Annotated in this window: 33 protein-coding genes; 11 read left to right on the top strand and 22 right to left on the bottom strand. The window is 45.1% G+C overall.

The genetic code is table 11. The features are described from left to right. Window positions 1–97: 97 nt before the first annotated feature. Entirely contained in the window at window positions 98–1,027 is a 930-nt protein-coding gene (locus Q369_RS0120860; protein WP_031529699.1) for a helix-turn-helix domain-containing protein, read from the top strand. Window positions 1,028–1,105: 78 nt separating this feature from the next. Here Q369_RS0120860 and Q369_RS0120855 read toward each other — a convergent pair whose 3' ends face one another. After that, window positions 1,106–1,531 carry a nuclear transport factor 2 family protein gene (locus tag Q369_RS0120855; protein WP_031529698.1) on the bottom strand — a complete coding sequence of 142 codons (426 nt, stop codon included), beginning with the start codon at window positions 1,529–1,531 and terminating at the stop codon, window positions 1,106–1,108. Window positions 1,532–1,593: 62 nt separating this feature from the next. On the opposite strand from Q369_RS0120855, the gene Q369_RS0120850 reads away from it, so the two are divergent. Then, complete coding sequence (locus tag Q369_RS0120850) at window positions 1,594–1,983, top strand: hypothetical protein (protein WP_051664179.1); 390 nt, start codon at window positions 1,594–1,596, stop codon at window positions 1,981–1,983. Here Q369_RS0120850 and nadD read toward each other — a convergent pair whose 3' ends face one another. The 7 genes from nadD to Q369_RS0120815 all read right to left on the bottom strand — a co-directional run bounded on the left by nadD (window position 1,984) and on the right by Q369_RS0120815 (window position 6,823). Further along, a complete protein-coding gene (nadD, locus tag Q369_RS0120845; protein WP_031529696.1) occupies window positions 1,984–2,556 on the bottom strand; it encodes a nicotinate (nicotinamide) nucleotide adenylyltransferase in 573 nt (190 codons plus the stop codon). A 9-nt stretch (window positions 2,557–2,565) separates the two neighbouring features. Beyond that, the gene (gmk, locus tag Q369_RS0120840) at window positions 2,566–3,135 is read right to left on the bottom strand and encodes a guanylate kinase (protein ID WP_031529695.1); all 570 of its coding nucleotides are present in this window, start codon (window positions 3,133–3,135) and stop codon (window positions 2,566–2,568) included. A gap of 9 nt (window positions 3,136–3,144) precedes the next feature. Next, window positions 3,145–3,435 carry a phosphohydrolase gene (locus Q369_RS0120835; protein ID WP_169739273.1) on the bottom strand — a complete coding sequence of 97 codons (291 nt, stop codon included), beginning with the start codon at window positions 3,433–3,435 and terminating at the stop codon, window positions 3,145–3,147. 79 nt (window positions 3,436–3,514) lie between these two features. Further along, entirely contained in the window at window positions 3,515–4,114 is a 600-nt protein-coding gene (locus Q369_RS0120830) for a sigma-70 family RNA polymerase sigma factor (RefSeq protein WP_031529693.1), read from the bottom strand. A gap of 218 nt (window positions 4,115–4,332) precedes the next feature. Then, window positions 4,333–4,836 (bottom strand): hypothetical protein, encoded by a 504-nt coding sequence (locus Q369_RS0120825; RefSeq protein WP_031529692.1) that lies wholly within the window; start codon window positions 4,834–4,836, stop codon window positions 4,333–4,335. Next, complete coding sequence (mreC, locus tag Q369_RS0120820) at window positions 4,833–5,672, bottom strand: rod shape-determining protein MreC (protein ID WP_031529691.1); 840 nt, start codon at window positions 5,670–5,672, stop codon at window positions 4,833–4,835. Before mreC ends, Q369_RS0120825 begins: the two co-directional genes overlap by 4 nt. 125 nt (window positions 5,673–5,797) lie before the next feature. Further along, window positions 5,798–6,823 (bottom strand): rod shape-determining protein, encoded by a 1,026-nt coding sequence (locus tag Q369_RS0120815; protein ID WP_015813280.1) that lies wholly within the window; start codon window positions 6,821–6,823, stop codon window positions 5,798–5,800. 173 nt (window positions 6,824–6,996) lie between these two features. Here Q369_RS0120815 and Q369_RS0120810 point away from each other — a divergent pair, with 173 nt between their 5' ends. The 3 genes from Q369_RS0120810 to Q369_RS0120800 are packed head-to-tail and all read left to right on the top strand — an operon-like array spanning window position 6,997 to window position 10,130. Next, the gene (locus Q369_RS0120810) at window positions 6,997–8,502 is read left to right on the top strand and encodes a GH3 auxin-responsive promoter family protein (protein WP_031529690.1); all 1,506 of its coding nucleotides are present in this window, start codon (window positions 6,997–6,999) and stop codon (window positions 8,500–8,502) included. Window positions 8,503–8,519: 17 nt separating this feature from the next. Continuing rightward, window positions 8,520–9,680: a 1-deoxy-D-xylulose-5-phosphate reductoisomerase gene (locus Q369_RS0120805; protein ID WP_031529689.1), complete on the top strand. Its 1,161-nt coding sequence runs from the start codon at window positions 8,520–8,522 to the stop codon at window positions 9,678–9,680. Then, complete coding sequence (locus Q369_RS0120800) at window positions 9,681–10,130, top strand: hypothetical protein (protein ID WP_031529688.1); 450 nt, start codon at window positions 9,681–9,683, stop codon at window positions 10,128–10,130. A 43-nt stretch (window positions 10,131–10,173) separates the two neighbouring features. Here the strand turns inward: Q369_RS0120800 and Q369_RS0120795 are convergent, their stop codons facing one another. The 6 genes from Q369_RS0120795 to Q369_RS0120770 form a co-directional block, all read right to left on the bottom strand. After that, window positions 10,174–10,938: a glycosyltransferase family 2 protein gene (locus Q369_RS0120795; RefSeq protein WP_031529687.1), complete on the bottom strand. Its 765-nt coding sequence runs from the start codon at window positions 10,936–10,938 to the stop codon at window positions 10,174–10,176. A gap of 58 nt (window positions 10,939–10,996) precedes the next feature. Beyond that, window positions 10,997–11,806, bottom strand: a complete 810-nt coding sequence (locus tag Q369_RS0120790; protein ID WP_035333741.1) for a glycosyltransferase — start codon at window positions 11,804–11,806, stop codon at window positions 10,997–10,999. A gap of 8 nt (window positions 11,807–11,814) precedes the next feature. Further along, entirely contained in the window at window positions 11,815–12,039 is a 225-nt protein-coding gene (locus Q369_RS0120785; protein ID WP_031529685.1) for a DUF2283 domain-containing protein, read from the bottom strand. Window positions 12,040–12,062: 23 nt separating this feature from the next. Continuing rightward, window positions 12,063–12,881: a phytanoyl-CoA dioxygenase family protein gene (locus tag Q369_RS0120780; protein ID WP_031529684.1), complete on the bottom strand. Its 819-nt coding sequence runs from the start codon at window positions 12,879–12,881 to the stop codon at window positions 12,063–12,065. A gap of 99 nt (window positions 12,882–12,980) precedes the next feature. Continuing rightward, window positions 12,981–13,916 (bottom strand): glycoside hydrolase family protein, encoded by a 936-nt coding sequence (locus Q369_RS0120775; RefSeq protein WP_031529683.1) that lies wholly within the window; start codon window positions 13,914–13,916, stop codon window positions 12,981–12,983. A 50-nt stretch (window positions 13,917–13,966) separates the two neighbouring features. Next, on the bottom strand, window positions 13,967–14,848 hold the full coding sequence (locus Q369_RS0120770) for a class I SAM-dependent methyltransferase (protein ID WP_031529682.1): 882 nt from the start codon (window positions 14,846–14,848) through the stop codon (window positions 13,967–13,969). 195 nt (window positions 14,849–15,043) lie between these two features. Between Q369_RS0120770 and Q369_RS0120765 the strand changes: the two genes are divergently transcribed. After that, a complete protein-coding gene (locus tag Q369_RS0120765; RefSeq protein ID WP_031529681.1) occupies window positions 15,044–16,237 on the top strand; it encodes a M20 metallopeptidase family protein in 1,194 nt (397 codons plus the stop codon). On the opposite strand, the gene Q369_RS0120760 is transcribed toward Q369_RS0120765, so the two are convergent. Beyond that, window positions 16,227–16,961 carry a polyprenol monophosphomannose synthase gene (locus tag Q369_RS0120760; protein ID WP_031529680.1) on the bottom strand — a complete coding sequence of 245 codons (735 nt, stop codon included), beginning with the start codon at window positions 16,959–16,961 and terminating at the stop codon, window positions 16,227–16,229. The genes Q369_RS0120765 and Q369_RS0120760 overlap by 11 nt on opposite strands. Window positions 16,962–17,012: 51 nt before the next feature. Continuing rightward, entirely contained in the window at window positions 17,013–17,372 is a 360-nt protein-coding gene (locus Q369_RS0120755) for a DUF4296 domain-containing protein (protein ID WP_229206908.1), read from the bottom strand. Window positions 17,373–17,456: 84 nt separating this feature from the next. Between Q369_RS0120755 and Q369_RS0120750 the strand changes: the two genes are divergently transcribed. The 4 genes from Q369_RS0120750 to rnhB are packed head-to-tail and all read left to right on the top strand — an operon-like array spanning window position 17,457 to window position 20,935. Continuing rightward, a complete protein-coding gene (locus tag Q369_RS0120750; RefSeq protein WP_031529678.1) occupies window positions 17,457–18,344 on the top strand; it encodes a DUF58 domain-containing protein in 888 nt (295 codons plus the stop codon). A gap of 40 nt (window positions 18,345–18,384) precedes the next feature. Next, entirely contained in the window at window positions 18,385–19,281 is an 897-nt protein-coding gene (locus Q369_RS0120745) for a hypothetical protein (protein ID WP_084165809.1), read from the top strand. An 8-nt stretch (window positions 19,282–19,289) separates the two neighbouring features. Continuing rightward, window positions 19,290–20,306 carry a VWA domain-containing protein gene (locus tag Q369_RS0120740; RefSeq protein WP_031529676.1) on the top strand — a complete coding sequence of 339 codons (1,017 nt, stop codon included), beginning with the start codon at window positions 19,290–19,292 and terminating at the stop codon, window positions 20,304–20,306. Then, window positions 20,306–20,935 (top strand): ribonuclease HII, encoded by a 630-nt coding sequence (gene rnhB, locus Q369_RS0120735; RefSeq protein WP_031529675.1) that lies wholly within the window; start codon window positions 20,306–20,308, stop codon window positions 20,933–20,935. Before Q369_RS0120740 ends, rnhB begins: the two co-directional genes overlap by 1 nt. On the opposite strand, the gene Q369_RS0120730 is transcribed toward rnhB, so the two are convergent. From Q369_RS0120730 to Q369_RS0120710, 6 genes are all read right to left on the bottom strand, one after another. After that, on the bottom strand, window positions 20,893–21,429 hold the full coding sequence (locus Q369_RS0120730; protein WP_031529674.1) for a DUF2480 family protein: 537 nt from the start codon (window positions 21,427–21,429) through the stop codon (window positions 20,893–20,895). The genes rnhB and Q369_RS0120730 overlap by 43 nt on opposite strands. 71 nt (window positions 21,430–21,500) lie before the next feature. Then, the gene (gene tsaB, locus Q369_RS0120725; RefSeq protein WP_031529673.1) at window positions 21,501–22,193 is read right to left on the bottom strand and encodes a tRNA (adenosine(37)-N6)-threonylcarbamoyltransferase complex dimerization subunit type 1 TsaB; all 693 of its coding nucleotides are present in this window, start codon (window positions 22,191–22,193) and stop codon (window positions 21,501–21,503) included. A gap of 36 nt (window positions 22,194–22,229) precedes the next feature. Next, window positions 22,230–23,882 carry a S41 family peptidase gene (locus Q369_RS0120720; protein ID WP_031529672.1) on the bottom strand — a complete coding sequence of 551 codons (1,653 nt, stop codon included), beginning with the start codon at window positions 23,880–23,882 and terminating at the stop codon, window positions 22,230–22,232. A gap of 13 nt (window positions 23,883–23,895) precedes the next feature. Beyond that, window positions 23,896–24,294 (bottom strand): ribonuclease P protein component, encoded by a 399-nt coding sequence (locus Q369_RS0120715; RefSeq protein ID WP_031529671.1) that lies wholly within the window; start codon window positions 24,292–24,294, stop codon window positions 23,896–23,898. A 125-nt stretch (window positions 24,295–24,419) separates the two neighbouring features. Further along, window positions 24,420–24,578 carry a 50S ribosomal protein L34 gene (rpmH, locus tag Q369_RS27945; protein WP_035333740.1) on the bottom strand — a complete coding sequence of 53 codons (159 nt, stop codon included), beginning with the start codon at window positions 24,576–24,578 and terminating at the stop codon, window positions 24,420–24,422. A 71-nt stretch (window positions 24,579–24,649) separates the two neighbouring features. Further along, window positions 24,650–26,065 carry a hypothetical protein gene (locus Q369_RS0120710; RefSeq protein ID WP_031529670.1) on the bottom strand — a complete coding sequence of 472 codons (1,416 nt, stop codon included), beginning with the start codon at window positions 26,063–26,065 and terminating at the stop codon, window positions 24,650–24,652. A gap of 200 nt (window positions 26,066–26,265) precedes the next feature. Here Q369_RS0120710 and Q369_RS27940 point away from each other — a divergent pair. After that, window positions 26,266–26,510: transposase (locus tag Q369_RS27940; RefSeq protein ID WP_035333503.1), on the top strand; the 245-nt coding region annotated here is incomplete at its 3' end.

Raw genomic sequence — 26,510 nt, 5'->3', positions numbered from 1 at the left:
TTTTTGTCAATCTATACTTGTATTAGTTTTGTACAATTTATTAGATTTGTACAAAAATTGAAAGTTACGGTCGAAAGGGCCCTTAAACATATAAAGTATGGAAGATTATAATAAGATTATTGAATCTTTAGGGGTAAAATTCGTGAAAGCCCGTCATATACGGATTTTGCAGCCTATTACAATTAAGAATTTCTACGATGTGCAGAATTCACTTACGATTCTGTATGATGGGGAAGTTTCTTTCGGCTCCGAGGAGTCGCAGAAGGTGGAAGAAGGCGATATGCTTTTCATTCCTGGTGGAAAACACGCTACTGTGACTTACGGTAACACGCAGACAGCCAAGACCGTATCAAACGAAGAGTTCATGACCAACCGCGATAACTATATCGACGCTGGCCACGACCCTGCATTGATCGGAAAGCTTCCAAACTCTTTCGGATTGATTTCTTTTGAAGCAAAGGTTTTTGATACTGTCAACTTTTTCACTTCACTGGATGTACCTCCGTTTTTGATCAAAAGAGACGATCAGATTGCAGCTACAATCAACCAGATCCTGACAGAAGATATGCTTGATACGCCGGGTAAAGGCCGTATCATTAAGATAAAGACCGAAGAAGTTGTAATTGAGATCATTCGGTACATTCTCAAAAACAAGCTGTTTGTTGAACAATTGGTTACGAACAGTACTTACTTCAAAGATCCGCGCCTGATTGACATTTTTGCTTATATCAAGGACAATCTGGGCGGCGACCTCTCCAATAAAGTACTGGCCAATGTGGCAAATGTGTCTGAGGATTATGTTGGTCAGTATTTCAAGATGCTGACGGGTATTAACCCGCAGGATTACATTGAGTACCAAAGAATGGAAAAAGCAGTAGACCTGCTTCGTACATCCAAGAAAAGCATTCGCGCGATCGGTTCTGATGTTGGCTACAAAGACACAGCCTATTTCTGCCGCCGCTTCAAAATGATGTTCGGGATTCCGGCTGGTAAAATGCGCCGTCGTGAGTCTTTGATGAATGTATAGAATTTAATTAATTAAAAGTCAGATATTAAAAAAGGAGCTCTCAAAGGCTCCTTTTTTTAATTGAATACATCTTTGTTGCTAGTTAACAGGCGTAAGCTGCACGGCAGAAACCTGCCACCTCCCACCGGCCCTGACACAAATTGTCATGTAGCTCAAATCACCCTGGAAGCTGCTGTTCTGTAACCTTGCCCGTACACTCCATAATCCGGTTACTACGGCTACATCGCGGTAATTGCGTGTGCTGGTGCCCGAAAGCATTCCAGACTCAACTGCGATCAAACCTTCGCTTATCGCCTGTCGCAGTTGCTCCCTGCTGATCTGCTGTCCATTGAAGCTAACTACTGTAAAATCTGGGGTAAGTAATTGGTCCAATGCAGCAGCATCTTTCTCCTGCAATGCATTGAAAAATAGCCTCGCACAGTCAGTCCCATCAATCGGCGCCACTTGCGCATTTGTTGCCAATGCGATTGGAAACAAAACCAAAAACAATGCTTTGAATTTCATCTATTGAGAAGTATAAGGTAGCTTCGTGCATCAATTTAAACTTAACGAAGCGATTGTCTAAAATGAAATTTGCGGACAAATTTTATATCCTGATACTTTTTGTAGTATTGAATGCATGCGGCTCTGCGCCAGACAAGCTAGGCGTTTTAGACCTGAAAAAATGGCGTTCTGATCGCGGTGGCTGCGAAGATGTTCGTGGAAAGCTTAAACAAGACTTTACGGCTGTACAGGACGAGTTGAAAGGGAAATTTGCGGACGATATTACTAAAATCCTCGGCAGGCCAGATATTCACCAGCTTGGAGAGCGGAACCAGAAGTTCTATGTCTATTTTTTGGAGAAAGGTCCACAATGCGAAAATATCCAGTCGGCCTCGAATGCAGAAAAAGTGATTCTAAAATTCAATGCGGTGGGGCTTCTGTCGGAAATTACTTACCAGAGCCGCCCATTGTAGTTACAGGTAGAACTTCTTAATCTTGATCAGTTGCTCTACCGGCTCAGATACGAGGTATTTAATCGATATCCCTTTTTTTATCGCAGACCGGATAAATGTAGCTGAGATATCCAGCAGAGGTGCTTCAACAAACCTTACTGCCTTGTGATTTGCAAACAAATGCGCCTTTGATCCAGGTCTCGGGTACACATACAGGCCAGTATATTCCAGTACCTGCTCATAGTTTTTCCAGTTGGGAAATTGCGCCAGATTGTCTTCGCCCATAATCAGCCTGAACTCGTGCTGCGGAAATTTCTCCTGAAGGCGGATCAGCGTATCAATGGTGTAACTTGGCTTGGGCATGTGAAACTCAATGTCACTGGCCCGGAATGCGGGATTGTCAGCGATTGCCCGTTCTACCAAATCGAAGCGGTCGAATTCGTGCAGCAGACTGCTGTTCTTTTTAAAAGGATTTTGCGGACTGACGATAAACCAAACCTGTTCAAGGTCGGTAGTAGCCTGCATTGTATTGGCGATGATCAAATGCCCGATGTGAATGGGATTGAATGACCCGAAGAATAGACCGATTTTCATGCAGTGAAGTTAAGATGCAAGAAAACGTTCTACCAGCTTTTCTGCGTTTTCAAGGGCTACGTTCAGCTCATTGTTGATCAGCACTTCGTCAAATTCATGCTCAAAGCTTTGCTCATAGCGTACTTTGGCGAGCCTGGTAGCGAGCGTATCCGCCGATTCTGTACCTCGCCCTGCAAGGCGGCGCTGTATTTCTTCTTCGGAAGTAACCTTCACAAAAACAGCGAGAGCCTGGTCGCCGTAAGCTTCTTTCAGCTTCAAACCGCCCTTTACGTCTACATCAAAAATCACGTGTTTTCCCTGTCCCCACAAGCGCCGGATTTCTGACTTTAATGTACCGTAATAATTGCCCGCGTACACTTCTTCCCATTCGGCAAACTCCTGGTCAGCAATTTTCTGACGGAAGTCGGCTAATGAGAGAAAGTAGTAATCCTTACCCGGGATTTCGTGATCCCTTTTCTCGCGCGTACAAGCCGAAACCGAGAATGCGAGCTGGTTACTATACTTACTTAATAAGTGTCTTACGATGGTAGTTTTTCCGGAACCGGAAGGGGCAGAAAATATGATGAGCTTACCTTTCACACGAACAGCTTAACTGTTGATTTTAGTTAAAATCGTATTGAGGATACTTTCAGGGCAGGGCTTTTTCTCTATTTTGTGGTTGAGCGAGTCTTTGATGCACTTTTCAAGTCGATAGGCTTCGATGCAGGGAATGCATGTATCCATATTTTCACGAAAATGGTCTTTTTCAGCTTCGGTCGCCTCATCATCCAGGATTGCCTGAATGACCTTCATACACTGAGCGCGGTGCTCACACGTGTGCTTCATGACTTTGTTTTGCGCAGCTTCTGTCACAGAAGGCGTCGTTGGAGATGCATTCATTACTTAAAATGAAAAGAATAATGGAATAAGTTTCTGTTGTACCCTATAACCGAATAGGTTGCAAAAAAAGTTTCACAACCTATGAATCATATCCCATTGAGCTTGCATAACTCTTTAATTTTTCTTTCAAAAGATTACGCGCGCGGTGCAGCCTTGAACGTACGGTACCGATAGGGATGTCAAGTATCTTGGCCATTTCTTCGTAAGTGAAACCTTCAATATCGCAAAGGATGATCACGGTCCGGAAGTCTACCGGCAGTGCGTTCAATGCATTGGCTACTTCATCCCCGATCAGCTCCTGAACTGCATCTGCACGCAGATCGACAGTGTAAGTAGTGTCGGAAGCTTCTTCTGAATTGTATGTGGTTTCAACCTCCTGGTAATCGACTTTCGAGGGTTCTTTGCTCTTCTTGCGGTAATCGTTTATGAAGCTATTTTTAAGGATCCTAAATAACCAGGCTTTGGCATTTGTACCTTGTTCAAACGAAGAAATAAACCGGAAAGCTTTTAAATAAGTATCCTGCACCAGGTCATTTGCATCGTCTTCATCCATGGTAAGGCGAAAGGCGAAGTTATACATGGAGTCGATATGAGGCATGAATTCGCGGTTAAATACTTCATAACGAAGATCATCCGTGTATCCATTAGTCGTGAGCGTTTCTGACATGGCAACTAACATAGGAATGCTGAATTTACAAAGATTAATAACAGCTCCAAACGGTACAAATTATTTTTGACAAATGGCTCGTTGAAGCTATTTAACAGCCACTGCTTCACGATAAAATTATAAAAAGACAGAACTCAACATTTCCGAAAACTGCCTTTCTGCTCATCGCACAATTAATGTAGCTACATCAAATTCCGAGCCAAAATCAGGATTGTGCCAAATTGGCATATTCAGCGTTTGGAAAAAAGTTCCAGTAATATAATGAGGAGCGTAGTCAGGAGGGTGCTGGCACCAATGCGGATGAGGGTATAAAGGATCATTCCAAAGTGATTGATCTCCATTAAGAAAAGAACGGAGTGATGCAGCAGGACCAGCGGAAATATGTAAGTAATGAATGCACCAAAGCCCTGCGTGCGGATCCCGACCTCCGCTCTCTCGGCTCCCTTTGACTTCATTTGAAAGTGGATCAGGAAAGGGCGTATGTAGGCGATGAGGACTGTGGCGGAGGCATGCATGCCAAATGTATTTGAAAAAACATCGACCGTAAAACCGATCCCAAATGCAATCAGCAGCAAATACATCCTGTCAATGTCAGCTGGCAGCAGCAAAACCCCGGCGATATAGATAAAGCAAAATGCGTAGTTGAACAAGACCATATTGCGCATAAAGAAGATCTGCAGGAAAAGGTACAGCAGGATCATCAGCGAATATTGTATGGCTTCTCTTAAACTCATCGTTTCTCAATAGTACGTTCTTTCAGACTTTCCTGCTCCCCAAGTTGTTGATTTTGTACCACATAAACGTAAGAGAGGTTTCGGAAGTCTGTAGAGAGCCTTAAAGTGATATTGTAAAAGGTCTGATTCGGGTGCACGCTTACACTCTCCACCTTGCCGACCATAATGCCAGGAGGGAACACCGAGTTTTGGTCAGAGGTAACCGCAGAGTCTCCCTTGAAGATCTTCGTGTACTTGGATACGTCAATCAGATCAATGAAGTTTGGATCCTTTCCGGGCCATTTGGCGTATCCTATCTCTTTGCTGCGTACCAATTTGCTGGATACCATAAATTGTGAATGCAGGATCGAAGTGATTACGGAATAATGCTCGGAACAGAATCGAACTTTTCCTACTACGCCGGTAGCCGAAATAACGCCCATTCCCGGTTTGATCCCGTGGGCGGTACCTTTGTCTATGGTAAGTACATTGTTCTGCTTATTGGTCTCATTGTCGACCACCTTTGCCACCGTGTAGGTGTATCTTGAAGCAAATACTGAATCAGGAATATAACCTGCGGGAGCATCGACGGGCTGTTTCTGGTTCAAAGTTGTAACGAGCGCATGCAATCTCGCATTCTCAGCGGCAAGGTCTGCATTGATTTCGTCCAACTTGGTAAACTCCCGGGCTGAGTTGGAGAAGGCGAGTGTTTTGGCAACGTAGTAATTGGAGGTATTGAAATAAGTAGCTCCCCAATAGGTATTACTGCGCACGATGAGCCAGACACTGAGTACTTCCAGCAATACGAAAACCAGGAAAAAACGATTTCGAATAACGAAATCAACAAGTTGGAGCATGGGCTAAAATGTTCACGCGCAGTTCATCAATCGACATACGTGTGTGGCGCACGATGCGCAAAAATATAAATTTTTTGAACGTCGGGCGCCAGGCGCCAAATTGATAAACTATGCGCGAGCCGATCCTAAGAAATCAGTACAGGCTTGTAGAGTTCAAGATTTTTCAGAACTTCTCCTGTACCTTTTACTACTGCCTTTAAAGGATCGTCAGCAATGTGAACGGGTAATTTTGTTTTCTGAGCAATGCGCCTGTCCAAACCGTGGATCAGAGCCCCGCCGCCTGTCAGGTAAATACCGTTTTTGAAAATGTCGGCTGAAAGCTCAGGTGGAGAGATTTCCAGCGCCTTCATGACGCCTTCCTCAATTTTTGAAATAGACTTGTCAAGAGAATACGCGATTTCACTATACGTCACGCGAATTTCCTTTGGAATACCTGTCATTAAATCGCGTCCGCGGATCTGGTAGTCGTCTAGAGGAACTTCCAACTCAGGCGAAGCAGAGCCGATCGCCATTTTGATCAGTTCCGCAGAGCGCTCACCGATCAGCAGATTGTGCTCACGACGCATGTAATCGACGATATCACGCGTGAAAACGTCCCCCGCAATGCGGACAGACTGCTCGCAGACAATACCGGAAAGTGCAATTACCGCGATCTCAGTAGTACCACCACCAATGTCCACGATCATCACACCATTCGGCTGTGTAATATCGATCCCGATGCCAATTGCAGCTGCAATTGGCTCATGTACCATGTAAACTTCCTTGGCGCCGGCATGCTCACAAGAATCCTTTACAGCGCGCTTTTCAACTTCCGTAATTCCCGAAGGAATACAAACTACCATTCGGTGCGAAGGCGTAAAAAACCGGCTGCCGGTATCGATCATTTTGATCATGCCGCGGATCATCATTTCGGCCGCCGTAAAATCTGCAATAACGCCATCTTTGAGTGGGCGGATTGTTTTTATATTTTCGTTGGTCTTCTCATGCATCTGCATGGCCGTGTGGCCTATCGCCAGAACTTTGCCCGTGGTTTTGTCCATGGCAATGATAGAAGGCTCGTCAACTACAACTGTATCTTTATGAATGATCAAAGTATTGGCAGTACCTAAATCAATCGCAATATCGCTAGTCAAAAAATCAAACAATCCCATATAATTTGTTAAAATTTGCGCTCACTTTGATTTCAGGTTGGCAAAATTACAGATTATTGTCCACAAACAAAGGCATTTAAAAAATTTAGGAAGTTGCCTCAAAGTGGGTAAAAAAGCGTCATAATTAGCCCCTTTGACAGAATTTACAATTACTACGTACCTTTGTTTTTACTATGGGAATCAAAGCAATTTTGAGTCGGCCGCTGGCGCGATATATAGTTCAGCAGCAGAAGCAATGGATCTCTGAAAGCATTGCGGTTCAGGATAAATGGAGACAGCAATTAGTTGCTAAAGCGGCAGCTACCGAGTTTGGGAAAGACCATTATTTCAGGGATATTCATTCCTATTCGGACTTCAAGCAGGCAGTGCCGGTTTCCGATTATGAAGACCTGAAAGGGTACATCAGCAAGGTCAAAGAGGGAGCAGAGAATATCCTCTGGCCAGGCAAGCCGCTTTATTTTGCCAAAACCTCCGGAACAACTTCCGGGACAAAGTATATCCCGATCTCCAAAGACTCCATTTCCAATCACATCGACTCGGCGAGAAATGCCATTTTGACGTATATTGCTGAAACAGGAAAGTCGCAGTTTTTAGACAAAAAGCTTATTTTCCTGTCAGGGAGCCCGGTACTGACAGAAACAGGCGGGGTACTGACAGGCCGCTTGTCAGGTATTTCTAACCACCATGTGCCAGGCTATCTCAGGAGAAATCAAATGCCCAGTTATGAGACCAACTGCATTGAGGACTGGGAGACAAAGCTGGAAAGGATTATCGACGAGACGATCGACCAGCCAATGTCGCTGATATCCGGGATCCCGCCCTGGGTGCAGATGTATTTCGACAGGATTACGGAGCGAACAGGTAAGAAGATCAAGGACGTGTTTCCGGACTTTTCTCTTTTCATATATGGAGGAGTTAATTTTGAACCGTATCGTGCAAAACTTTTCGAATCGATAGGTAAACCCATCGATTCTATTGAACTCTATCCCGCCTCCGAAGGCTTTTTTGCTTACCAGGATGTGCAGCATGAAGAAGGATTGCTGCTCTTGCTGGATACTGGCATATTCTACGAGTTTATTCCTGCTGATCAGTTTTTTGACGAAAACCCGCCAAGATATTCAATCGGCGAAGTGGAAGTTGGCAAGAATTACGCGATGATCGTGAATAATAATGCAGGACTTTGGGGCTACTCACTGGGAGATACTGTGCGCTTTGTTTCTACAAACCCTTATAAAGTTTTGGTATCCGGAAGGATCAAACACTTTATATCTGCATTCGGTGAGCACGTGATCGGAGAGGAGATTGAAAAAGCGCTGAAATTTGGAATGGAGCGGCACCCGGAGGTGGAGGTAGTGGAATTTACAGTGGCGCCGATGGTGAACCCGCAGGAAGGCGGGCTTCCTTATCACGAATGGTTGGTAGAGTTTGCTACTTTGCCGAATAATATGGAGCAGTTTGTGGCAGATGTAGACCGGCGCCTAACAGAGCTGAACATTTACTATAAAGACCTGATCGAAGGAAGTATCCTGAGGACGCTGCAATTGGTACCACTTCCAAAGAATGCATTTATTGATTTTATGCGTGCAAATGGAAAGCTGGGCGGGCAGAATAAAGTGCCGCGATTGTCCAACGACAGAAAGATTGCAGACGAATTGGTTAAGTTCAAAAACAGGGGGTGACCTTAAAAGAAGATCGAATGAAGAAGAGAATTGCCATTTTAGGGTCAACCGGGTCGATCGGAACACAGGCGCTCGACGTGATCAGTGCCAATCCTGACGTATTTACTGTATCGGTACTTACAGCCGGCAATAATGCCGATCTGCTGATCGAACAAGCTGTGAAATTCCTGCCTTCCGAGGTGGTGATATGTAATGCAAATCAAATTGATAAAGTAAAATCCGCATTAGCTTCATTTCCGATCAAGGTTCATCAGGGGGAGGAGGCGCTGGTTTCGGTGGTTGAAAGTGACGATGTAGACATCGTACTCACCGCAATGGTCGGTTACTCCGGGTTACTGCCCACGATCCACGCAATCAAAGCAGGAAAAGCGATTGCATTGGCGAATAAGGAAACGCTGGTCGTAGCCGGCGAGCTCATCACCGCTTTGGCTAAGGAGCATAACGTAAGTATTTACCCCGTTGATTCAGAGCATTCTGCGATATTTCAGTGCCTGGCCGGAGAGGAAAATAATCCGGTAGAGAAAATTATTCTGACTGCCTCCGGTGGTCCATTCAGAGGAAAAGACCGTGCGTTTCTGGCAGAGGTAACCAAAGCGCTGGCATTGAAACACCCCAACTGGACAATGGGCGCGAAGATTACCATCGACTCCGCCACATTGATGAACAAGGGGCTTGAAGTAATTGAAGCAAAATGGCTGTTTGATTTACAAGCTTCACAGATCGATGTGATTGTGCATCCGCAGAGTATTATTCACTCAATGGTGCAATTTGAAGATGGTAGTATCAAAGCACAAATGGGCTTGCCGGATATGAAGCTGCCTATTCAGTATGCATTGAACTATCCCAGCCGGTTAAAATCTGATTTTTCGAGATTTAATTTTGCCAGTTATCCTTCTTTAACATTCGAAAAACCAGATCTGGAAACTTTCCGGAATCTTGCGATTGCTTATGAGGTTTTGGAAAAAGGTGGGAATGCAGCTTGTATCGTCAATGCGGCTAATGAAATAGCTGTGGATGCATTCTTACACGACCGGATAGGATTTCTGGATATTTCGGACGTAATTACCGAAAGCCTGGCCAAAATAGCCTTCATCGGTAACCCTTCCTATTCTGACTATGTTGAAACCAATGAAGCAACGAGGCGTTTTGCTTCTGATATGATCCAGGTGAAAGTATAAATGAAAACCACCCTTCTCAAATACTTATCTGTTGCGCTTGCCAGTACACTCAAATTCTTCGGTGGCCCGATTACCGGTGTAATCCTGAAATTGACGTGGATAGAAACAGCAGTTTGCTCCGCACTTGGGATGATGTTCACTGTTTTGGTATTGACGTATATCGGCGGAGGGATTCAGGCATTTATTAAAAAAAGACGAAAGTCCAAGCCTAAAAAGTTCACACGGACCAACCGCATTGCCGTTAATATCTGGAAACGTTTTGGCATTATCGGTATCGCATTTCTGACGCCGCCATTGTTCACGCCACTTTTCGGACCAATCCTTGCGGTAGCATTCCGCGTCCCGAAACACTCCATATTCATGTGGATGTCGCTAAGCGCGATCATTTGGGGACTTGGAATTTCCTACATCGCCCACAAAGTCACATTTATTCAGGACTGGATCAAATAGTGTGGCCGAGGAGAATCAGCGGCTGTTCCTCGGGGGCTGATCCTCAGCGGCTGACTTCCTTTTTGGGCGCGGTTGATTTCTTCATAAAATCGCCCTGAGAGAAGTACTTTTCAATGAGGCAGTACATCAATATAAAGAAGTACCTGCTTCCCATTTCCTTGATTTTGAGCTTCGACTCGCCATACTTCCGGTTTGTCCAGCTGTTAGGTACAACCGCATAGTTGAAGCCGCGCACCATTGCTTTTAGCGGTAGCTCGATGGTAAGATTGAAGTGAGGAGCTAAAAAGGGTTTGATACCTTCGATGGTTTCCCTTTTATACAGCTTGAATGCATTGGTGGTATCATTGTACTTGATCCCCATTACAATGCGAACAATGAAGTTTGCCACGCGGTTGATCACTTTTTTCAGTGTCGGGTAGTCAATCACTTTGCCGCCTTTGTCCCAGCGGGAGCCGAACACGCAGTCGTAATCGCCTTCCAGCATTTTGTTGTAATACTTCACAAGATCTTCGGGATCATCGGACATATCAGCCATGAAAACGGCCACGCAATCGCCTTTAAAGCGTTCCAGTCCATATCTTACCGCGTATCCAAAACCATTCGGGCCCGGGTTGGTATAGTAAACCAGTGTGGGGATCTGAAGTGAAAGCTCGTCCAATACCCGCAACGTTCCATCCTTGGAATTATCGTTAGTCACGCATATTTCGTGGGGGATATTGTACTTATTCAATGTATTGTAAAGAGATACCAGCGTGTGTGTAATGGATTCTTCCTCATTATATGCTGGTATTACGACGCTTAGCTTCATAAAAGTCAGTTGTTGAAAACAGTACAAATTAAAGATTATTAATTTGAACTGCCAATTTTCAGCGCATTGCGAGCTTTGCTTCGTAGCCCGCTATGGTTTTTGAAATAACGTCGTGATACTTGTAGTCCAGCCACTTGTCTACGTTTTCAAACATTTCCTTTCTGTTTTGTAAAAAAGGAATATTTGTATGTGCGTGCACATTGCTCAGGCCTGCGCTGTGCTTCCGGTATACACCCATTACATCCGGCAGATAGCCGATCTTACCTCTGGCAGCAAGCTGAATCATCAAAGCCCAGTCACCCGCAGCTGCTTTCGCATGCCAATCAGCAAAATCTTGATCTTGGAAAGGATTCCGGTACATCCAGCTGGCTGTGGCAAAAAACCATTTGTCTTCCAGGATATCCGCAATACCAGAAATGGATTTCTGATCCGGCTTGTTAAATAAGTGCTCAGGAGATCCATCTTCATAAACAACCCGCATATTGTGATGACAGACGCTGAAATCCGGGTTTTTGTCCAGGAAGTCGACCTGCTTCTGCAACTTCAATGGATCCGTCCAGTAATCATCGCCTTCGCACATGGCCACGTATTTACCTTTGCAAGCTTTCACGAGTTGCAGTACATTATTCCGACCGGCAAATTCCCGCGGCTCGCTCGGACCCTGGTTCTCGGAATGCAGAAAAGCCCGGATTAGCCCGGGCTTTTTCTGATCGTATTCTTTTATAATTGCTTGCGTGCTATCCGTAGAAGCATCGTCGCCGATTACAATTTCAAAATCAAAATCAGTTTGCTGCATAAAAGCTCCTTCGAGCATCTGTGCAATGTACTTTTCGTGATTATATGTTGGGACGCAGACTGATACTTTCATGTAAGATTCTAAATGGCAACAAGCTCCTTCACAATGTGACCATTGATTTGATGAAAGGACAAACCATTAACATTCGTCACACTGGTAGCGTGCTCAATAGTCAAGGAAACGGGATTTCCATTTTCATCAAGGTCAACAAGCATGTTTTGATTCAAATCATCAGTTGATACCACTTCATTTTGATTAAAAACTAAAAGCAGCGTATCTGTATCCTGAAAATATTTAATATCCATACTAGTTCCTGACCAACTGAGATCTAACTAAAAACCCCCTTCAACTGCTCTACGCTTGGGAAATCAGGTGTAACCAGCTCTGTTTCGGGTTTGTAAATGTACGCCATCGGGTAGCCGCGCTCGATGAATGTAGGCTCGTCGAGATTGTTGTACCGCAGCTGAACAGACCAGCGGATGTTGTTGGTAATGTTATTTCCTGATTGGTGGATCAAAAACGCAGAGAAGATCAGGAGATCGCCTACTTTAAACTCGGTTTGTACGAAGTCTTCATCTTTCAACTCTGCTGTGATCCCGCCCTGATAACCCGAAGTCGAGGATTCCCGCAGACCGGTAGTGTGGCTGCCTGGAATTACCTGCAATGCACCAATGTCGGCGCCGGCATCAACCATCGGGAACCAGATTACGGTACTATCCAGAGAACCCTGACCTGTGCGCCAATCCTGGTGCGCATCCAGTTTCCAGTGCTTGCTTCCGTCTTTTGACAAAAACCGGCTGTTGAACTGCATCGCAGCACGTGCGCCGATAATTGGATTAGACAAACCCACTTCTTTCAACAGGTTTTCGATCAAAGGATCAACTCCCAGACGGTGCAGTGAAAATGTATGTTGTACTGTTTTACCGGTATTGACGAATGCATTGAAATCTTTCTCAAAAAACTCAAACATTGCATTCTCAAATGCATCCCGGTCGTCTATATCGACTGACCGGCCCGTTACGTGTTTGATCTGAGTCGCGAAGATTTTGCGTGCGTCTGTATATATTGTATTGATAATGTTCTTATCGAGGTAATCTCTTAGAAGAACATACCCGTCTCTGTTAAACTGTTCTTGAAGTGTACTCATTTTCTGATTGCTTGTGTGAAGTTTAAGTAATAATGATCGCTCAAAATTATTATTCTTTTGGCAATGCAGAAGTGACTTAGATCAGTCTTTTTCAGGAGATTAATCCTCCCAGACTGCATAAGCAAATCCCGCCGCACCAAAGCCATTCCCATTATACAGCAGGTAACGTTTTCCGTTGTGCTGATAAAAATTAGCGTAGTCGATCATCTGATAGTCGAAATCCTCGGGGTTTTCTGATTTTGCAATTCCTACCAAATGGTCTTTTCTTTCCCAGTTCGTTCCATCCAGAGATTCTGCATAGCCTAACCGGTAACTCTGGTTACGATCCGTGCGGTAATCGCGGGAGTGGCGGAATGAATAATACATTTTGTAAATACCATCTTCCTTGAAAACACTCGGGCGACCTACTGCGTGCAGAAAATCGTCGAAATCAAGTGTTGGAATGTCGCTGATCTCCCAATGGATCCCGTCTTTGGAAGTAGCAGATTGCGCGCGATAATAGGGTTCAGGATAATCATGTATCCATTCGCATTTGTGCCCCGAAATGTACCACATCCGCCAGGTACCGTCTTCGTCGATCATCACCGAAGGCTGCGCAGCCCAAAGCGGATTTTGAATGCTGCGATCCATAATCGGACCGACAAACTTTTTCTTGAAAGTCAAACCGCCATCGTGACTCTCCGCTAGTCCCATGGAAAGCCGGTAGGAATTATGCGTGCGGTTCCAGCCGGTATAGTAAAGCCAGATATCTCCATTCGGCCTGTCTATAAACCAGGCTGGCATTGCGCCTGTTTCGTCATATTCACCTGGTCCGCCAAGTTCCAGTACGGGCTTGTCGTGCACGTAAAGGATTTTTTTTGGGTCATCATAATCCACATCTATAAATGTCGGACGCGACTGCGTACTGGCGTCGCGGGTCGAGAAATAAATGCGAAGAAAGTCTTTGTGTTTATATGCAAATGGAACCTGTGCGTGCGACAAACTATGTGGCATGCTGCCGTCAGGTTTGTAAATAACTCCTTTTTTAACCCACATGGAAAGCGTAATATCTTAGATAGTGAAATGTAAAATGGAAGAAGTGAAGATTAGTCCACCGCCTTTTCAGCTCTGATGCGCCAGTTATCTACGAAATCCTTACCTGGTATCGGCAGATCAATATCTACTTCCGGGGCAGTTGAGGTCACTTTGAACTCCATTACATAGAATGCATTGCCAAAAACGTAGTGCAGTTTGAAATTTTCAATGTTGGCAGGAAGATCTTCCAATGGAACCTCAGCCCTGAAAAGCGGATTGGCTTTCAAAAGTGTGGCATAAGTTGGCGTATTTCTCAACCAGGGAGCAATGCTTTCGTCGCCTACTACAACTTTTCCGCCCGGCCTTACTACGCGGGTCAGTTCCTCAAAAGCCTTTTTTCTCTCAGAGAATGTATTAATACCGCCAAAGTGAAAAACAGCATCGAAAGTATCATCAGGAAAAGGGAGGTAAGAACCGTTTCCAAGAAAGTAATGCGCATTGACGTCCTCTGTATTCAGTTTCTCCTGTGCTAGTTTCAGCATATTCGGAGAAAGATCGGATAGTACAGCAGTTCCGCCCGGGCGAACGCGGTCGAGGATCAATGCAGAATCCTTACCGGTTCCTGCGCCCACTTCCAAAGCTTTCATGCCTGGCTTCAACTCCATCAAATCAATAAAGAATTTTCTGGTAGCAGCTTCATCAGAATGATTTAAGGTTTCAAAAACCCAGGAAACACCTTTGTCGTAACGAAGAAATGCCTGATCGTACAGGTATTGCTCGCGTGCATCCTCAGGAAGCAGCTCTTTGGGATATAGCATATTGACAATCCCGGTGTCGCCTACTTCATACACCGTACCATCCTGGCTGGTCAATGTTTTCTGATCTTCTGATATAGTTAACGGGGTTCCTGTAAGCGGACAAACCAACGATTCTAAAAACTCCTTCTGATTCATTTTGTGCTGTGCTGATTAATTCAAGTCTGGTCAAAATTACCCTTTTTCTTCATACAACGTTCAATGTTAGCCGCCTTCTTACCAAAAGGGCGGGCGACAGAGTTGTATTGCAGGATCAGTACTGCAACCTATTTATACTTAACTTTGGGCGATTTGTAACCAAATACCGTCATTAAAAGTAAGATCCGCGTTCCTATGTCTCAGCTTCTGGAAAAAATCAAAACGCTTGCGAAAGAACAGTCAGCAGATATCATCGCTCATCGCCGGCACCTTCATAGCAATCCGGAATTGTCTTTTGAAGAATTTAAAACAGCCAAATACATCGCTGCTGAGCTGACTGCATTGGGCTTGCAACCGGAAGAGGGAATAGCTGGTACAGGTGTGGTGGCGCTTATAGAAGGAAGAAATCCTGAGAAGAAGGTGGTAGGCCTGCGGGCAGATATTGACGCATTGCCGATTCTGGAAGCGAATGAGGTACCTTATAAGTCGACGGTACCCGGTGTAATGCACGCTTGTGGTCACGATGTACATACATCTTCGTTACTAGGTACTGCGCGGATTTTGAACCAGATCAGAGAAGATTTTGAAGGAACTGTAAAGTTGGTTTTCCAGCCTGCCGAGGAAAAAGCGCCGGGCGGGGCTTCGCTGATGATAAAGGAAGGGGTTCTCGAAAATCCAAAACCTGCCAGTATGGTCGGGCAGCATGTAGCTCCCAATATTCCGGTAGGCAAAATCGGTTTCCGGGAAGGAATGTACATGGCGAGTACCGACGAATTATATCTGACGGTAAAAGGAAAAGGCGGCCACGCAGCTGCACCTCACCAGCTGATCGATCCGGTTTTAATGGCATCGCACATTATAGTTGCATTGCAGCAGATCATCAGCCGCAACAGAAACCCTGCAAATCCTGCGGTACTTTCATTTGGAAGGTTTATTGCAGACGGGGTAACGAATGTAATTCCAAACGAAGTGACTATCCAGGGAACGTGGCGGTGCATGGATGAAGAATGGCGTGAAGACGGGCTGCGGAGAATGAAGAAAATGGCTGAAAACATCGCCGAAGCAATGGGCGGAAGCTGCGATTTTGAAATCGTCAAAGGTTATCCATTCCTGAAAAACCATCCCGAACTCACCCGGCGCGTTCGCACTGCTGCTACGGGGTACGTGGGTGCCGAAAATGTAATTGACCTGGATCTCTGGATGGCAGGAGAGGATTTTGCATTCTACTCACAGGTAGTCGATTCGTGCTTTTACCGCCTCGGAACGCGCAATGAAGCGCGCGGCATTGTTTCAGGAGTGCACACACCAACTTTCGACATTGACGAAAGCGCATTGGAAATATCAACCGGATTAATGAGCTGGCTCGCGATTTCGGAGCTTAATGCTTGACGATGTACCTTTTGAAGTAGCTATTGATTTTGAGGCTGATCACGCCGAGGACAGCCTCTTTAAATATTCCGCGTGACATTTTGGAAGCGCCTTTGGTACGATCTGTAAAAATGATAGGTACCTCTACAATGCTGAATCCATACTTCCAGGAATTAAATTTCATTTCGATCTGGAAAGCGTAGCCGATGAACCTGATATTATCAAGGTTAATCGCCCGCAGTACCTTCGCTGTATAGCAGATAAAGCCGGCAGTAGGGTCCATGATCTTCATTCCGGTGATCGTTCTTACATAAGTACCGGCGAAATACGACATTAACACCCTGTTAATGGGCCAGTTAACAACATTCACACCCGTAATGTAACGCGATCCGATCGCTACATCGTGACCTTCGACTGCGCAGGCTCTGTATAGCTTAATCAGATCTTCGGGAGGATGAGAGAAGTCGGCATCCATTTCAAAAATATATTCATATCCTCTGTCCAGCGCCCATTTGAACCCGTGAATGTAAGCAGTGCCCAGTCCCAGCTTGCCTTTGCGCTCCACGATATGCAGCCCCGGATATTCGTTCATCAATTTTTTAACCACATCCGCAGTACCGTCCGGGGAACCGTCGTCAATGATCAGCAGGTCAAAAGGATGCGCCAGGCTGAATACTTTCCGGATGATTGCTTCAACATTTTCAATCTCGTTGTAGGTTGGGATTACAACAATACAATTATTCACGGGATGGGGTTGTGTTTGGTTAAATGGGTGATTCAGAGAGGAATGAATAGTTCAGAGCTTAATATTGTTATTTTTCTCCCTAATCTCAATTTTCTTATTCACTTTTTCATAAATGCGCGTCATGAGCTGGGGGTGGGACATATAGTAAGAATAACTTTTGGAATATGTCAGCGTATCCACCTTGTGTTTCTTCCAGATATCTGCCTTCAAGTGGTTGAAGATCATTAGTGAAGAATCCAGCGACCGCAGGTTCAGGCGGTTCACCCGGGACTCGGCAACGTGAATGTCAGTCAGGATAGCGGCCATCTTTTCCTCCGACAATGTATCTTGTGGCGGCTTCTCCTCCTCGGAACAGCCGGACAGCAGCAGGAACAACAATATGAAAGAAGCGAACCGCATTGGTATATTCATGGCTTAAAGCAGCATCACTATCAAAATCCCTATCTTTGTTTAGATAGGACTGGTGACAAAGGTGATAATTTTTTTGCAAAACTTATGTTTGAACAGTTTTTGGGAAAGCTGCGGAAATACGAAATCCGCATGCGCAAAGCTGTAACCAGCGAGCGTCACGGCAACTTTCACTCGGTTTTTAAAGGCTCAGGTCTGGAATTCGATGACCTGCGGCTGTACCAATACGGCGACGATGTGCGGGCGATCGACTGGAATACTTCGGCAAAAGGACACGGTACCTTTATCAAGATATTCAAGGAAGATAAAGAGCAAACCGCCTTTTTCATGCTCGACGTAAGTGCGTCGCAGCACGTGGGAGAGGCCAAAAGGCTTAAAATTGATATTGCAAAGGAGATCTGCGGGGTTTTGGCATTGTCGGCAATACAGGAAGCAACGCGCGTGGGACTGCTCTGTTTTTCCGACCGTAACGAAAGATACATCCGCCCCTCCGATGGAATGAAGCACGGGTACACGGTGATTTCCGAACTGTACAAGCTGGTACCTGAATCTACCCGGACCAACATTGGCGAGGCGATCCTGGTCACTTTGAATGTGCTTAAACGACGCAGCCTGATCTTTCTGATTTCCGATTTTATTGACAGCAATTACCACCACAACCTCAAAGCGCTCGCCCGCAAACACGATCTGATCGTAATTCATTTATACGATTCACGGGAAATTAACCTGCCTGGTTTGGGTATTATTCCATTGTACGATGCCGAAACGCAAAGTACTGTTTGGGTAAACACTTCTTCAAAACAATACCGGGAAGATATGTCGAGCCGCTTTGATCAGAGAAGCTCGGAGCTGAGGAGGCTGTGCCACCAGAACCGCGCAGACTACATTTCTATCAACACCCAGGAAGATTATGTACCTGCGCTTATCCATATGTTTAAAGTAAGGCGTTATACCAAAAGCAGTGCGTCGCAGTAATAGAATGGGAAGAGTGTTTTCTTTGTTTTTTGTAAAAAAGATGACCGGCAGTTTGTTGCTGATCCTCTTTTTATGTGCCCATGCATTTGCGCAGAAAATAAAACCTTCCGGCGTTTTCCTAACTGACAGCATTGAAGTAGGCAAGCCGGTATATTTCGCATTGAGTGTGCGCCACCAGCCAGGTACCGAAATTTTCTTTCCCGATTCGGCGTATAACTTCTCTCCGTTTGAAATTGTATCAAAGCGGATTTTCGTGTCCAATACCGACGAAAAGGGAACGCTCGACAGCGCGGTTTACCAGCTTATATCTTTTGACGTAGCTCCCAAACAAACATTGCGCCTGCCAGTTTTTGTTTTTCGTACCAAAGATTGCACTTCTGTTTTCACAGCACCAGACTCTGTGTTTTTAATCAGCAGCAATTTGGTTAAGTCTACCGAAAAGCCTGTTTTGAAGCCGGAGACGGACCTGCTTCCATTGAGCAGTGAGTTCAACTTCTCCATTCTGATTGGTACTGTCGCCCTGGTTATTGGCGTGTCGGGCAGTATTTATTGGGTTTTTGGACAGGATATTTATAAGCAATGGCAGCTCATTAAGTTGCAGAGGCGGCATTTGGAATATGTAAGATCTTTTAACAGGTTAATGCGCAATGCCCGGGATAAGAACAATATAAAGGATGCGGAGAAAGCGATCATTGTTTGGAAAAACTATCTCGAAAGATTGGAGAAAAAGCCTTTTGCAACTTATACAACCCGCGAAATCATGGACAATATGCCCGACGATGCACTTGCGGATGCATTGAGGAACATGGACGGGATCGTGTACGGCGGCCAGGGGAAGTCCAAGAATATGGACGTATATCTCGAAGTTTTAAAAACAGGAGCTACCCGGCTTTATCGCAATAAAAGGAAATTTATACTGGATAGTCCGGTCAGCTGATCAAAGGAATGGATGCATGGTTTTCACTTCGCTGGTTTACTTACGACATGTTCAAGTCGTACGAGTGGGTGTATCCATACTTTTTATATCTGATCCCATTTATTCCAATCCTTTTCTGGCTTCGGAATGCATTGCACCGTAACCATAAACAGCGGCTTACAATCACCCATACACCGGTAAGCGGTACTGCTAATTTGCTGACTCTGCTGCGCTTCGTGCAGCCGCTTTGTGTCGGATTGGCAGTGTCTCTCATTCTCATGGCTTTGGCACGGCCGCAGGTTGTTACGGAGCGAACAGACCAATATTCAGAAGGAATCGATATTATGCTTTTGCTGGATATATCCGATTCGATGATGGAAAAAGATCTGAATCCAAACCGCCTGGAAGCCGCCAAAAGAGTGGCGCGGAACTTCATCAGAGGCAGATTACAGGACAGGATAGGGCTGATCATATTTGCAGGTGAGGCAGTTTCACTTTGTCCGCTTACAACCGACTATGAACTCCTTTATGGTTTTTTAGATGAAATTAACCCTAAGATGGTCCCTACTCCCGGAACAGCCATAGGTAGTGCTTTGGCGGTAGCAGTGAACAGAATGCGTGAAATGCCGGGCGAAAGTAAGGTCGCGATCCTGATCAGCGACGGCGATAATACCTCTGGGAATCTGGATCCGACTACCTCTGCGCAGCTGGCTAATGCATTTGGCGTTAAAGTGTACACGATTTCAGTTGGTCGCCTGAAAAAGGCACCGCGCTCGGATAGTACCGCGAGTACTGCATTAATAGATGAAGGGCAGCTTCAAAATATTGCAGGTTTGGGCAATGGGAAGTATTTTCGTGCTACGGACAATTCGGGATTGGAAATGGTGTTTAAACAGATAGACCAGCTCGAAAAGGTCAAATCCCGTGATATGCTGTCGCGGGATGTCAAGGATTTTTACAGAATATATCTTTATTGGGCAGTGCTTTTCCTGCTTGCAGCTATCGGCACCAAAAGCACATTCATGGCCAATATCCTCGAAGATTAATGCTCAAACCTTTTTACAATATAGAAGCAATTGAAGCCGGCCTGGATGAGGTAGGAAGAGGCTGTCTGGCCGGACCAGTTGTTGCGGCTGCGGTTATCCTGCCGCGGGACTACAAGCACTCATTTCTCAACGACTCCAAGCAGTTGACCAAGGTACAGCGCCTGGAACTTGAAAAAGAAATTATCAGAGAAGCATTGGCGTGGGCTGTGGCTGAGGTGGACAATCTGGAAATCGATAAAATCAATATCCTGAAAGCAAGCTTCCTGGCAATGCATCGCGCAGTTGATAAGCTGACTATGAAGCCAGAGCATTTGCTCGTTGACGGAAACAGGTTTACGCCTTATCCAATGATCCCGCATACCTGCATTATCAAAGGCGACGCGCATTACCTGTCCATTGCAGCGGCATCGGTTCTTGCCAAAAATTACCGGGATGCATTGATGGAAAACCTTGCTGCACAATTTCCATTCTACGGCTGGGAACACAATGTGGGTTATCCCACCATTCACCACCGCAAGGCAATCGGCTTACATGGACCCTGTGCATACCACCGAATGACTTTCCGGTTGTTGAAAGAAGACGTAGATCAGTCTGTGGAAGCTGAAACGGAAGATTTAGGTTTTTTATAGAGCGGTACGGTACTGCAAGGCTCGCCAAACATCAGGCTTTGCACGACAGGTTTCAGCAGGCGACTGATTTCCACGTAGGCACTTACCGGCACCTCTACTTTGCTGCAGCCTTTTACAACTACTCTTTTACCTGCGAAAGAATCAATGTCAAGCTTTTGAATAGCATTGCTAAACAGTGTAGCCTCCAATGCGGCCAAATCTCCAAAAACCACGCTTTGTGCGTAAGGTTCAAGGTGCACAGCCAGCAACATATAAGCCCAGGTGGGCACGATCGCGTCTTCCGAACAAATAATTGCAACGTGCTTGCCTGTATACTGCGACCAATCATGTGCTTTCAGGAATTCGCGAAGATCTTTTTCCCGCAAAATCATCCCCTGCCACAGATTGTCTTTGATATCATAGAGGACACGCTCTCCGGGCTGATACAGTTCTTCCAGGTCGAGCGAAACAATCCCACTTGTTGCTACGCGATTTACGATCTCTTCGGCTTCCATTTCGGTTTGTATTTTGATAAAAAACCAACACGAAAAAATTTGAGTTCGTTTACTGCATTTTACAAAAGCGATTATGCAAGTGTTTTGGATTTTCTTGGAGCAGGTGACATAAAATCTTTGAGATAATAAGGCTCGAATGCGGCCACATCTTCAAACTTTCCAGCATCGAAAGCTTTTACAGCCAGCAACGCTATGGTTTTTGAAGATGGATAAATGTCTGCTGAGGGGAATAATGCATTGGGCTGGTCAGCGACGAGTGACTTAAACTTGGCAGCACCATCGCCAAAAAAGACCATTTTATTTATTTGTAAAAGATCTTCGAAGGAGTTTTCGGCTAATATAGTCGCTTGAGTAGGAAGTACCGGCTCGTTCTGATCGTTAAAAACAGCTGCATAAACTTCCATTCTCCGGGCGTCAATCATCGGGCAGAGTAAATGGCCGGGATAAAATGGAGCGAGCTGCAGCGCCATTGCTTCAAGCGTGTTGATAGCTAACAGCGGTTTATCCAATGCATAACAAAGTCCCTTTGCCGTAGAAACACCCACGCGAAGGCCGGTATAGGAGCCAGGCCCCATCGCAACCGCCACTGCATCCAGGTCACTTAATGTGTAACCTGCATTTTCTACACAGCCTGCAATGAGGGTAGTGAGCATAGCCGAAGACGATTTATCGGTAAAAAGCTCGTAAACTGAAACTACTCCGGTTTCATTGGTAAGTGACACGGAGCAGCCGCGCGTAGAAGTATCAATAGCTAGGATAAGCATAAATGGAAAGCCCGTCGTGTGACGGGCTGAATCTGACTATTTCTTTTTAAGGATCTCGTTGTAACGGGCAGGCTCTTTGAAAAGTGCCAATGCGGCTTTTACTTCACTATCATTATTGAAAGAAGCTTCCCGCATTCCTTTTTCAAGGTAATAATGCTTAATAATCTCTTCTTCCAGGATTCTCTTGATTTCAGGCTTGAATATCTGCAGATCATTGTCTTTGCTGTGTCCTAGCTTAGATTTCAGTGCTTTTAGCTGGTCTTCGATTACTTCCAGAGATTTCTCCTTTTTAGCCGAAGCTTCCAGCTCGCTAAGCTCACGTTCCACCTGCGTGGTATAATCATATTCTTTGTCGCCAAGCCATTTTACGAAAGCCGCATAATCCGTATCAGAAAGCTGGAATTCTTTGGCAGGTTTAATGGTAGGGTGCTCAAAATGGTATTTAACCGCATAATCAAAGAACAGTCGGTTGCGCCCCAACGAAGTAGCCAACGGCGAGTAGGTTTCTTTTTCTGTCAAAATATCAGGCAAAATACCGCCTCCATCGAAAACGACGCGCCCGTTTTTAGTTTTGAATTCCGTCATCAATGAATCTGGGATCTTGCCTACACTGCCATCGTCATTCCGGTGGCTGTAATCGATTGCCTGGATGCACCGGCCGCTCGGTATGTAATATTTGGCAGTAGTGATCTTCATTTTGGTATTAAATGACAAATCACGGGTAGTCTGCACCAAACCTTTACCGTAAGTTCTCTGTCCGATCAAAACGCCGCGGTCATAATCCTGAATCACACCTGAAACGATCTCCGCAGCCGATGCACTGCGGTTGTTGGTCAATACCACCACAGGAATGTCAACATCCAGTGCGGGATTGTAAGCAGTGTAAGTTTTATTCCAATCGTTTACCTTTCCTTTTGTGGAAACGATCTCTTCACCTTTGGGAATGAAAATATTGGAAATTTCAATGGCCATATTTAGTAATCCGCCCGGATTATCACGCAAATCGAGAATAACGGACTTCATACCTTTTCCTTTCAACTCCTGAAATGCATTCCGTACCTCACGGGAAGCGGTGGCAGTGAAGTCTTTCAGATCAATGTAGCCGACACTCTCGTTTAGCATACCGTAATAAGGTACATTGGTTACCTTCACGATATCTCTGTTCAGCTTTATTTCAAGCGGTTTTGTAATTCCGTACCGCTTTACGGTCAGCGTCACATTTGTTTGTGTCTGTCCTTTCAGGAGTTTCCCCGTATCAAAATCCTCTCTTGTAGAAAGGTCGATCCCATTGATTTTGGTGATCTCGTCTCCCAGCTGGAGTCCGGCCTTCTGAGCGGGCGTATCTTCATACACCATCATAACCGTGTGTTTGCCTTCTCCGGAATTCACGATGGCGCCAATACCATTGTATTTACCCGTCGTCATGGTCATATAATCCTCGATATCATCCTCCGCATAATACACGGTATAAGGATCAAGAGAGCGCAGCATATTGTCTATGCTGGTCTTTATCAGCTGATTAGGATTGATTTCGTCAACATAATACGCATTCAGTTCCTTGAAAAGCGTAGCATAAATATCAAGGTTACGTGCTATTTCGAACAGGCGGTCGTCTTGCCGGAAAGACACAAATGCCAGGCCGCCAACTACGGGCAGAGCCAGCAACATGGAGCGGAAATACTTTTTCATCTATGTTCAGGAATTAGGATGGACTTTTGGGTGAGGCCGGCAATTTTTCCAGTTTGGTGAGCGATTGCTTCATAGCCGATTCAATAACGTCGTAGGACACTATTTCTTTTGCAAGATATAAAAAAGCAATGTAGGAAGGTTTTGACTCAGTGGTTAATGTAACCAGTGAATGCTTGTTAAGCCGGTAAGCTTCGCGGCAGCGCCGCCTGATCAGATTTCGGTCGACAGCCTTTTTAAAATTTCTCTTCGAGACTGAAAAGAGGACTTGGGGAGGGGAGACGGGGGCATTCATATAAAGCACCCTAAAAGGAAAAAGGTAGAACGTGTGGACCTCCGAACTACCCTTTTTGAAAAGCCTGCCGATTATACGGGGGCTGCACAAACGCTCATTTTTACCAAATGTTTGTTTCAAGTCTTCTAATAAAAAAATGTCTGATAAACTTGATTATGGTCAAATTTATCAGACTATGAAAGACTTCGCTTCCCGAACTTTACGTCCCGGATTATCGCCCTAAACTCAGACCAATCAAACCCTGATTATTGCTTGTGGCGTTTTTCGTCAGAAACGGTCAGTTTCCAACGGCCCTTTTTACGGCGGCCAGCAATCACTTTACGTCCGTTTGCAGTGGACATTCTTTCACGGAATCCGTGCTTATTTCTCCTCTTGCGATTCGATGGTTGAAAGGTACGTTTCATCTCAGTATCAAATTATTGCGATATAAATCTCTGTCTATCCGTAATTTTGGCTTGCAAAGGTAGATAAAAAATTACTTATAGAAAAACTTTTTCTTGAAATACCATTCGGCACAACCGTTATTAACTTCCACTGATGCCCACGCAGGATCCCAGTCTGGCGTCACATTGAGAATTGTGTACGGCATGTTCTTCAATTTTGGTATAGTTACCTGTTGCTCTTTTGTGCTGAGCACCAGCTCTGTACGGGCGATCATTTCTTTGTTGTAACGGGCAGCACGACCAGTAAGCAGGTCCGACCAGGCAGAGCGATAATTGAAATTGCTCAGGTATAAGCTGAAAAAGTAAAAAGCGACAACCCAGCTCAACACACCCAGGCTCAATATGGGCTTGATGCGCTCTTTTTCCAATAACCAGAATATTATGACGAATACATTGAAAGTCCAGCCAATCAGCGTCCAGAAGTTGATCACGCATTGTCCGCGAAGGTTAGGAGGCTCAGCGATAGACCAGTAGGATGGAAAGTAGCTCAGGTAAAGAGCTATTGCAAAAACCAGTAGGGAGAATGCGGGATGTACAAAAAAGAAGCTGAATTCACCAGACTTTCGTGAAGTATACAGCATGCAGGCAATCGGGATCAGGACAAGTGTCAGCACACACAAAGCCGGGGCCATTTTCGATAGATTATGAAACTCCCAAGTGAAGCTGCTTCTCAAAGAAAAAAGCAGATTGTACTTCAATGGAGTAGGATAAAGCCCCGATTCCGCCCGGGCTGCATTGCCCGGCGCTGTCACAGACAATACGCCAAAAGTCAATGAGACAAGGGAGAGGACCAGGTATTTGAAATGTATTTTCTTGTCAATTATACTTTTGAAAAAGAATAACGAGCCGCAGAGAATCACCAGCCAGACCAACGTATACTCATTCATTCCGATCAGTAAAATGAGGCCTAGCGACAGCACAATTATATTCTGGGTTTTAATAGCCGGGAACTGTCGGAAGAAGTAAGCCAAAAGGTAAAGTGTGCTAATGTCGGCGATCGTGTAATAGTAGCCGGTATACCAATAGATATACCCTGGAACAGACGGCATTTCGGCGATAAAAACAAACAACAGTAAGAATGCGAGCAAGGCAGTTTGCCAGATAGGCAATTTATTTGCTGATAATGCTTTGGCAAATGTGATAAAAGCATGCACATAGATCAGAAGCAGAATGGCAGGAGCGACTTTGTAGCCAAAGTAAGAGCCGTAGGTAAGCGGCTGCGTCGCAGAAATGAGCGTTCCGATGTAGCGTCCCGACCAGGTAAGCCAATAATGCTTTTGATAAGCCCAGTAGCCCATTTCATTGACTGTCAACGTGTGACAATAATCGTCGGTCGTCGGGAAAGTGAAAAATGATAGTGCTACGAATGGAAGGAGGAGAATCGTAAACGCGAGAATCAGCAGCTTCAGACGATTGTCAGCGCTATTAAGCCACGTAGAGTTAGTCATAGATAAACATTTCTGATGGATGTCAAACCGGAGGTTCAAACATAAGATTTTTCTTGGGAAGAATCGCCAACTGCGCAGTTGAGCTACTTTAAAGGCAATAAAAAAGAGGCTGTCTCAAATGAGGCAGTCTTTTTTCATTTTAGAGGTTTGGGTAATTTTTCTGGATTGATTATCTTTAGTTATAAGCAAACCAAAGAAAAATGGGTCGCCGACAGCCTAATTTCAAGCCTTATCACCAGCATCAGTTGATGCTGCTTCCTCCAAGTTTAGAAGATCTTGTCCCCAAAGGGCACGTTGTCCGGGTGGTCAACGATGTGATCAATAAGATCAATTTAGAGCCGCTCAATGCCGCCTACTACCTGACCGGTCCGGCAAGTTACCATCCCCAGATGCTGTTAAAAGTGCTCGTATTTGGCTATATGAGCAATATTTATTCAAGTAGAAA

Origin of the sequence: Dyadobacter crusticola DSM 16708 (assembly GCF_000701505.1) — a bacterium.
Lineage (GTDB): Bacteria > Bacteroidota > Bacteroidia > Cytophagales > Spirosomataceae > Dyadobacter > Dyadobacter crusticola.
This window is presented reverse-complemented; position numbering and strand designations above follow the sequence as displayed.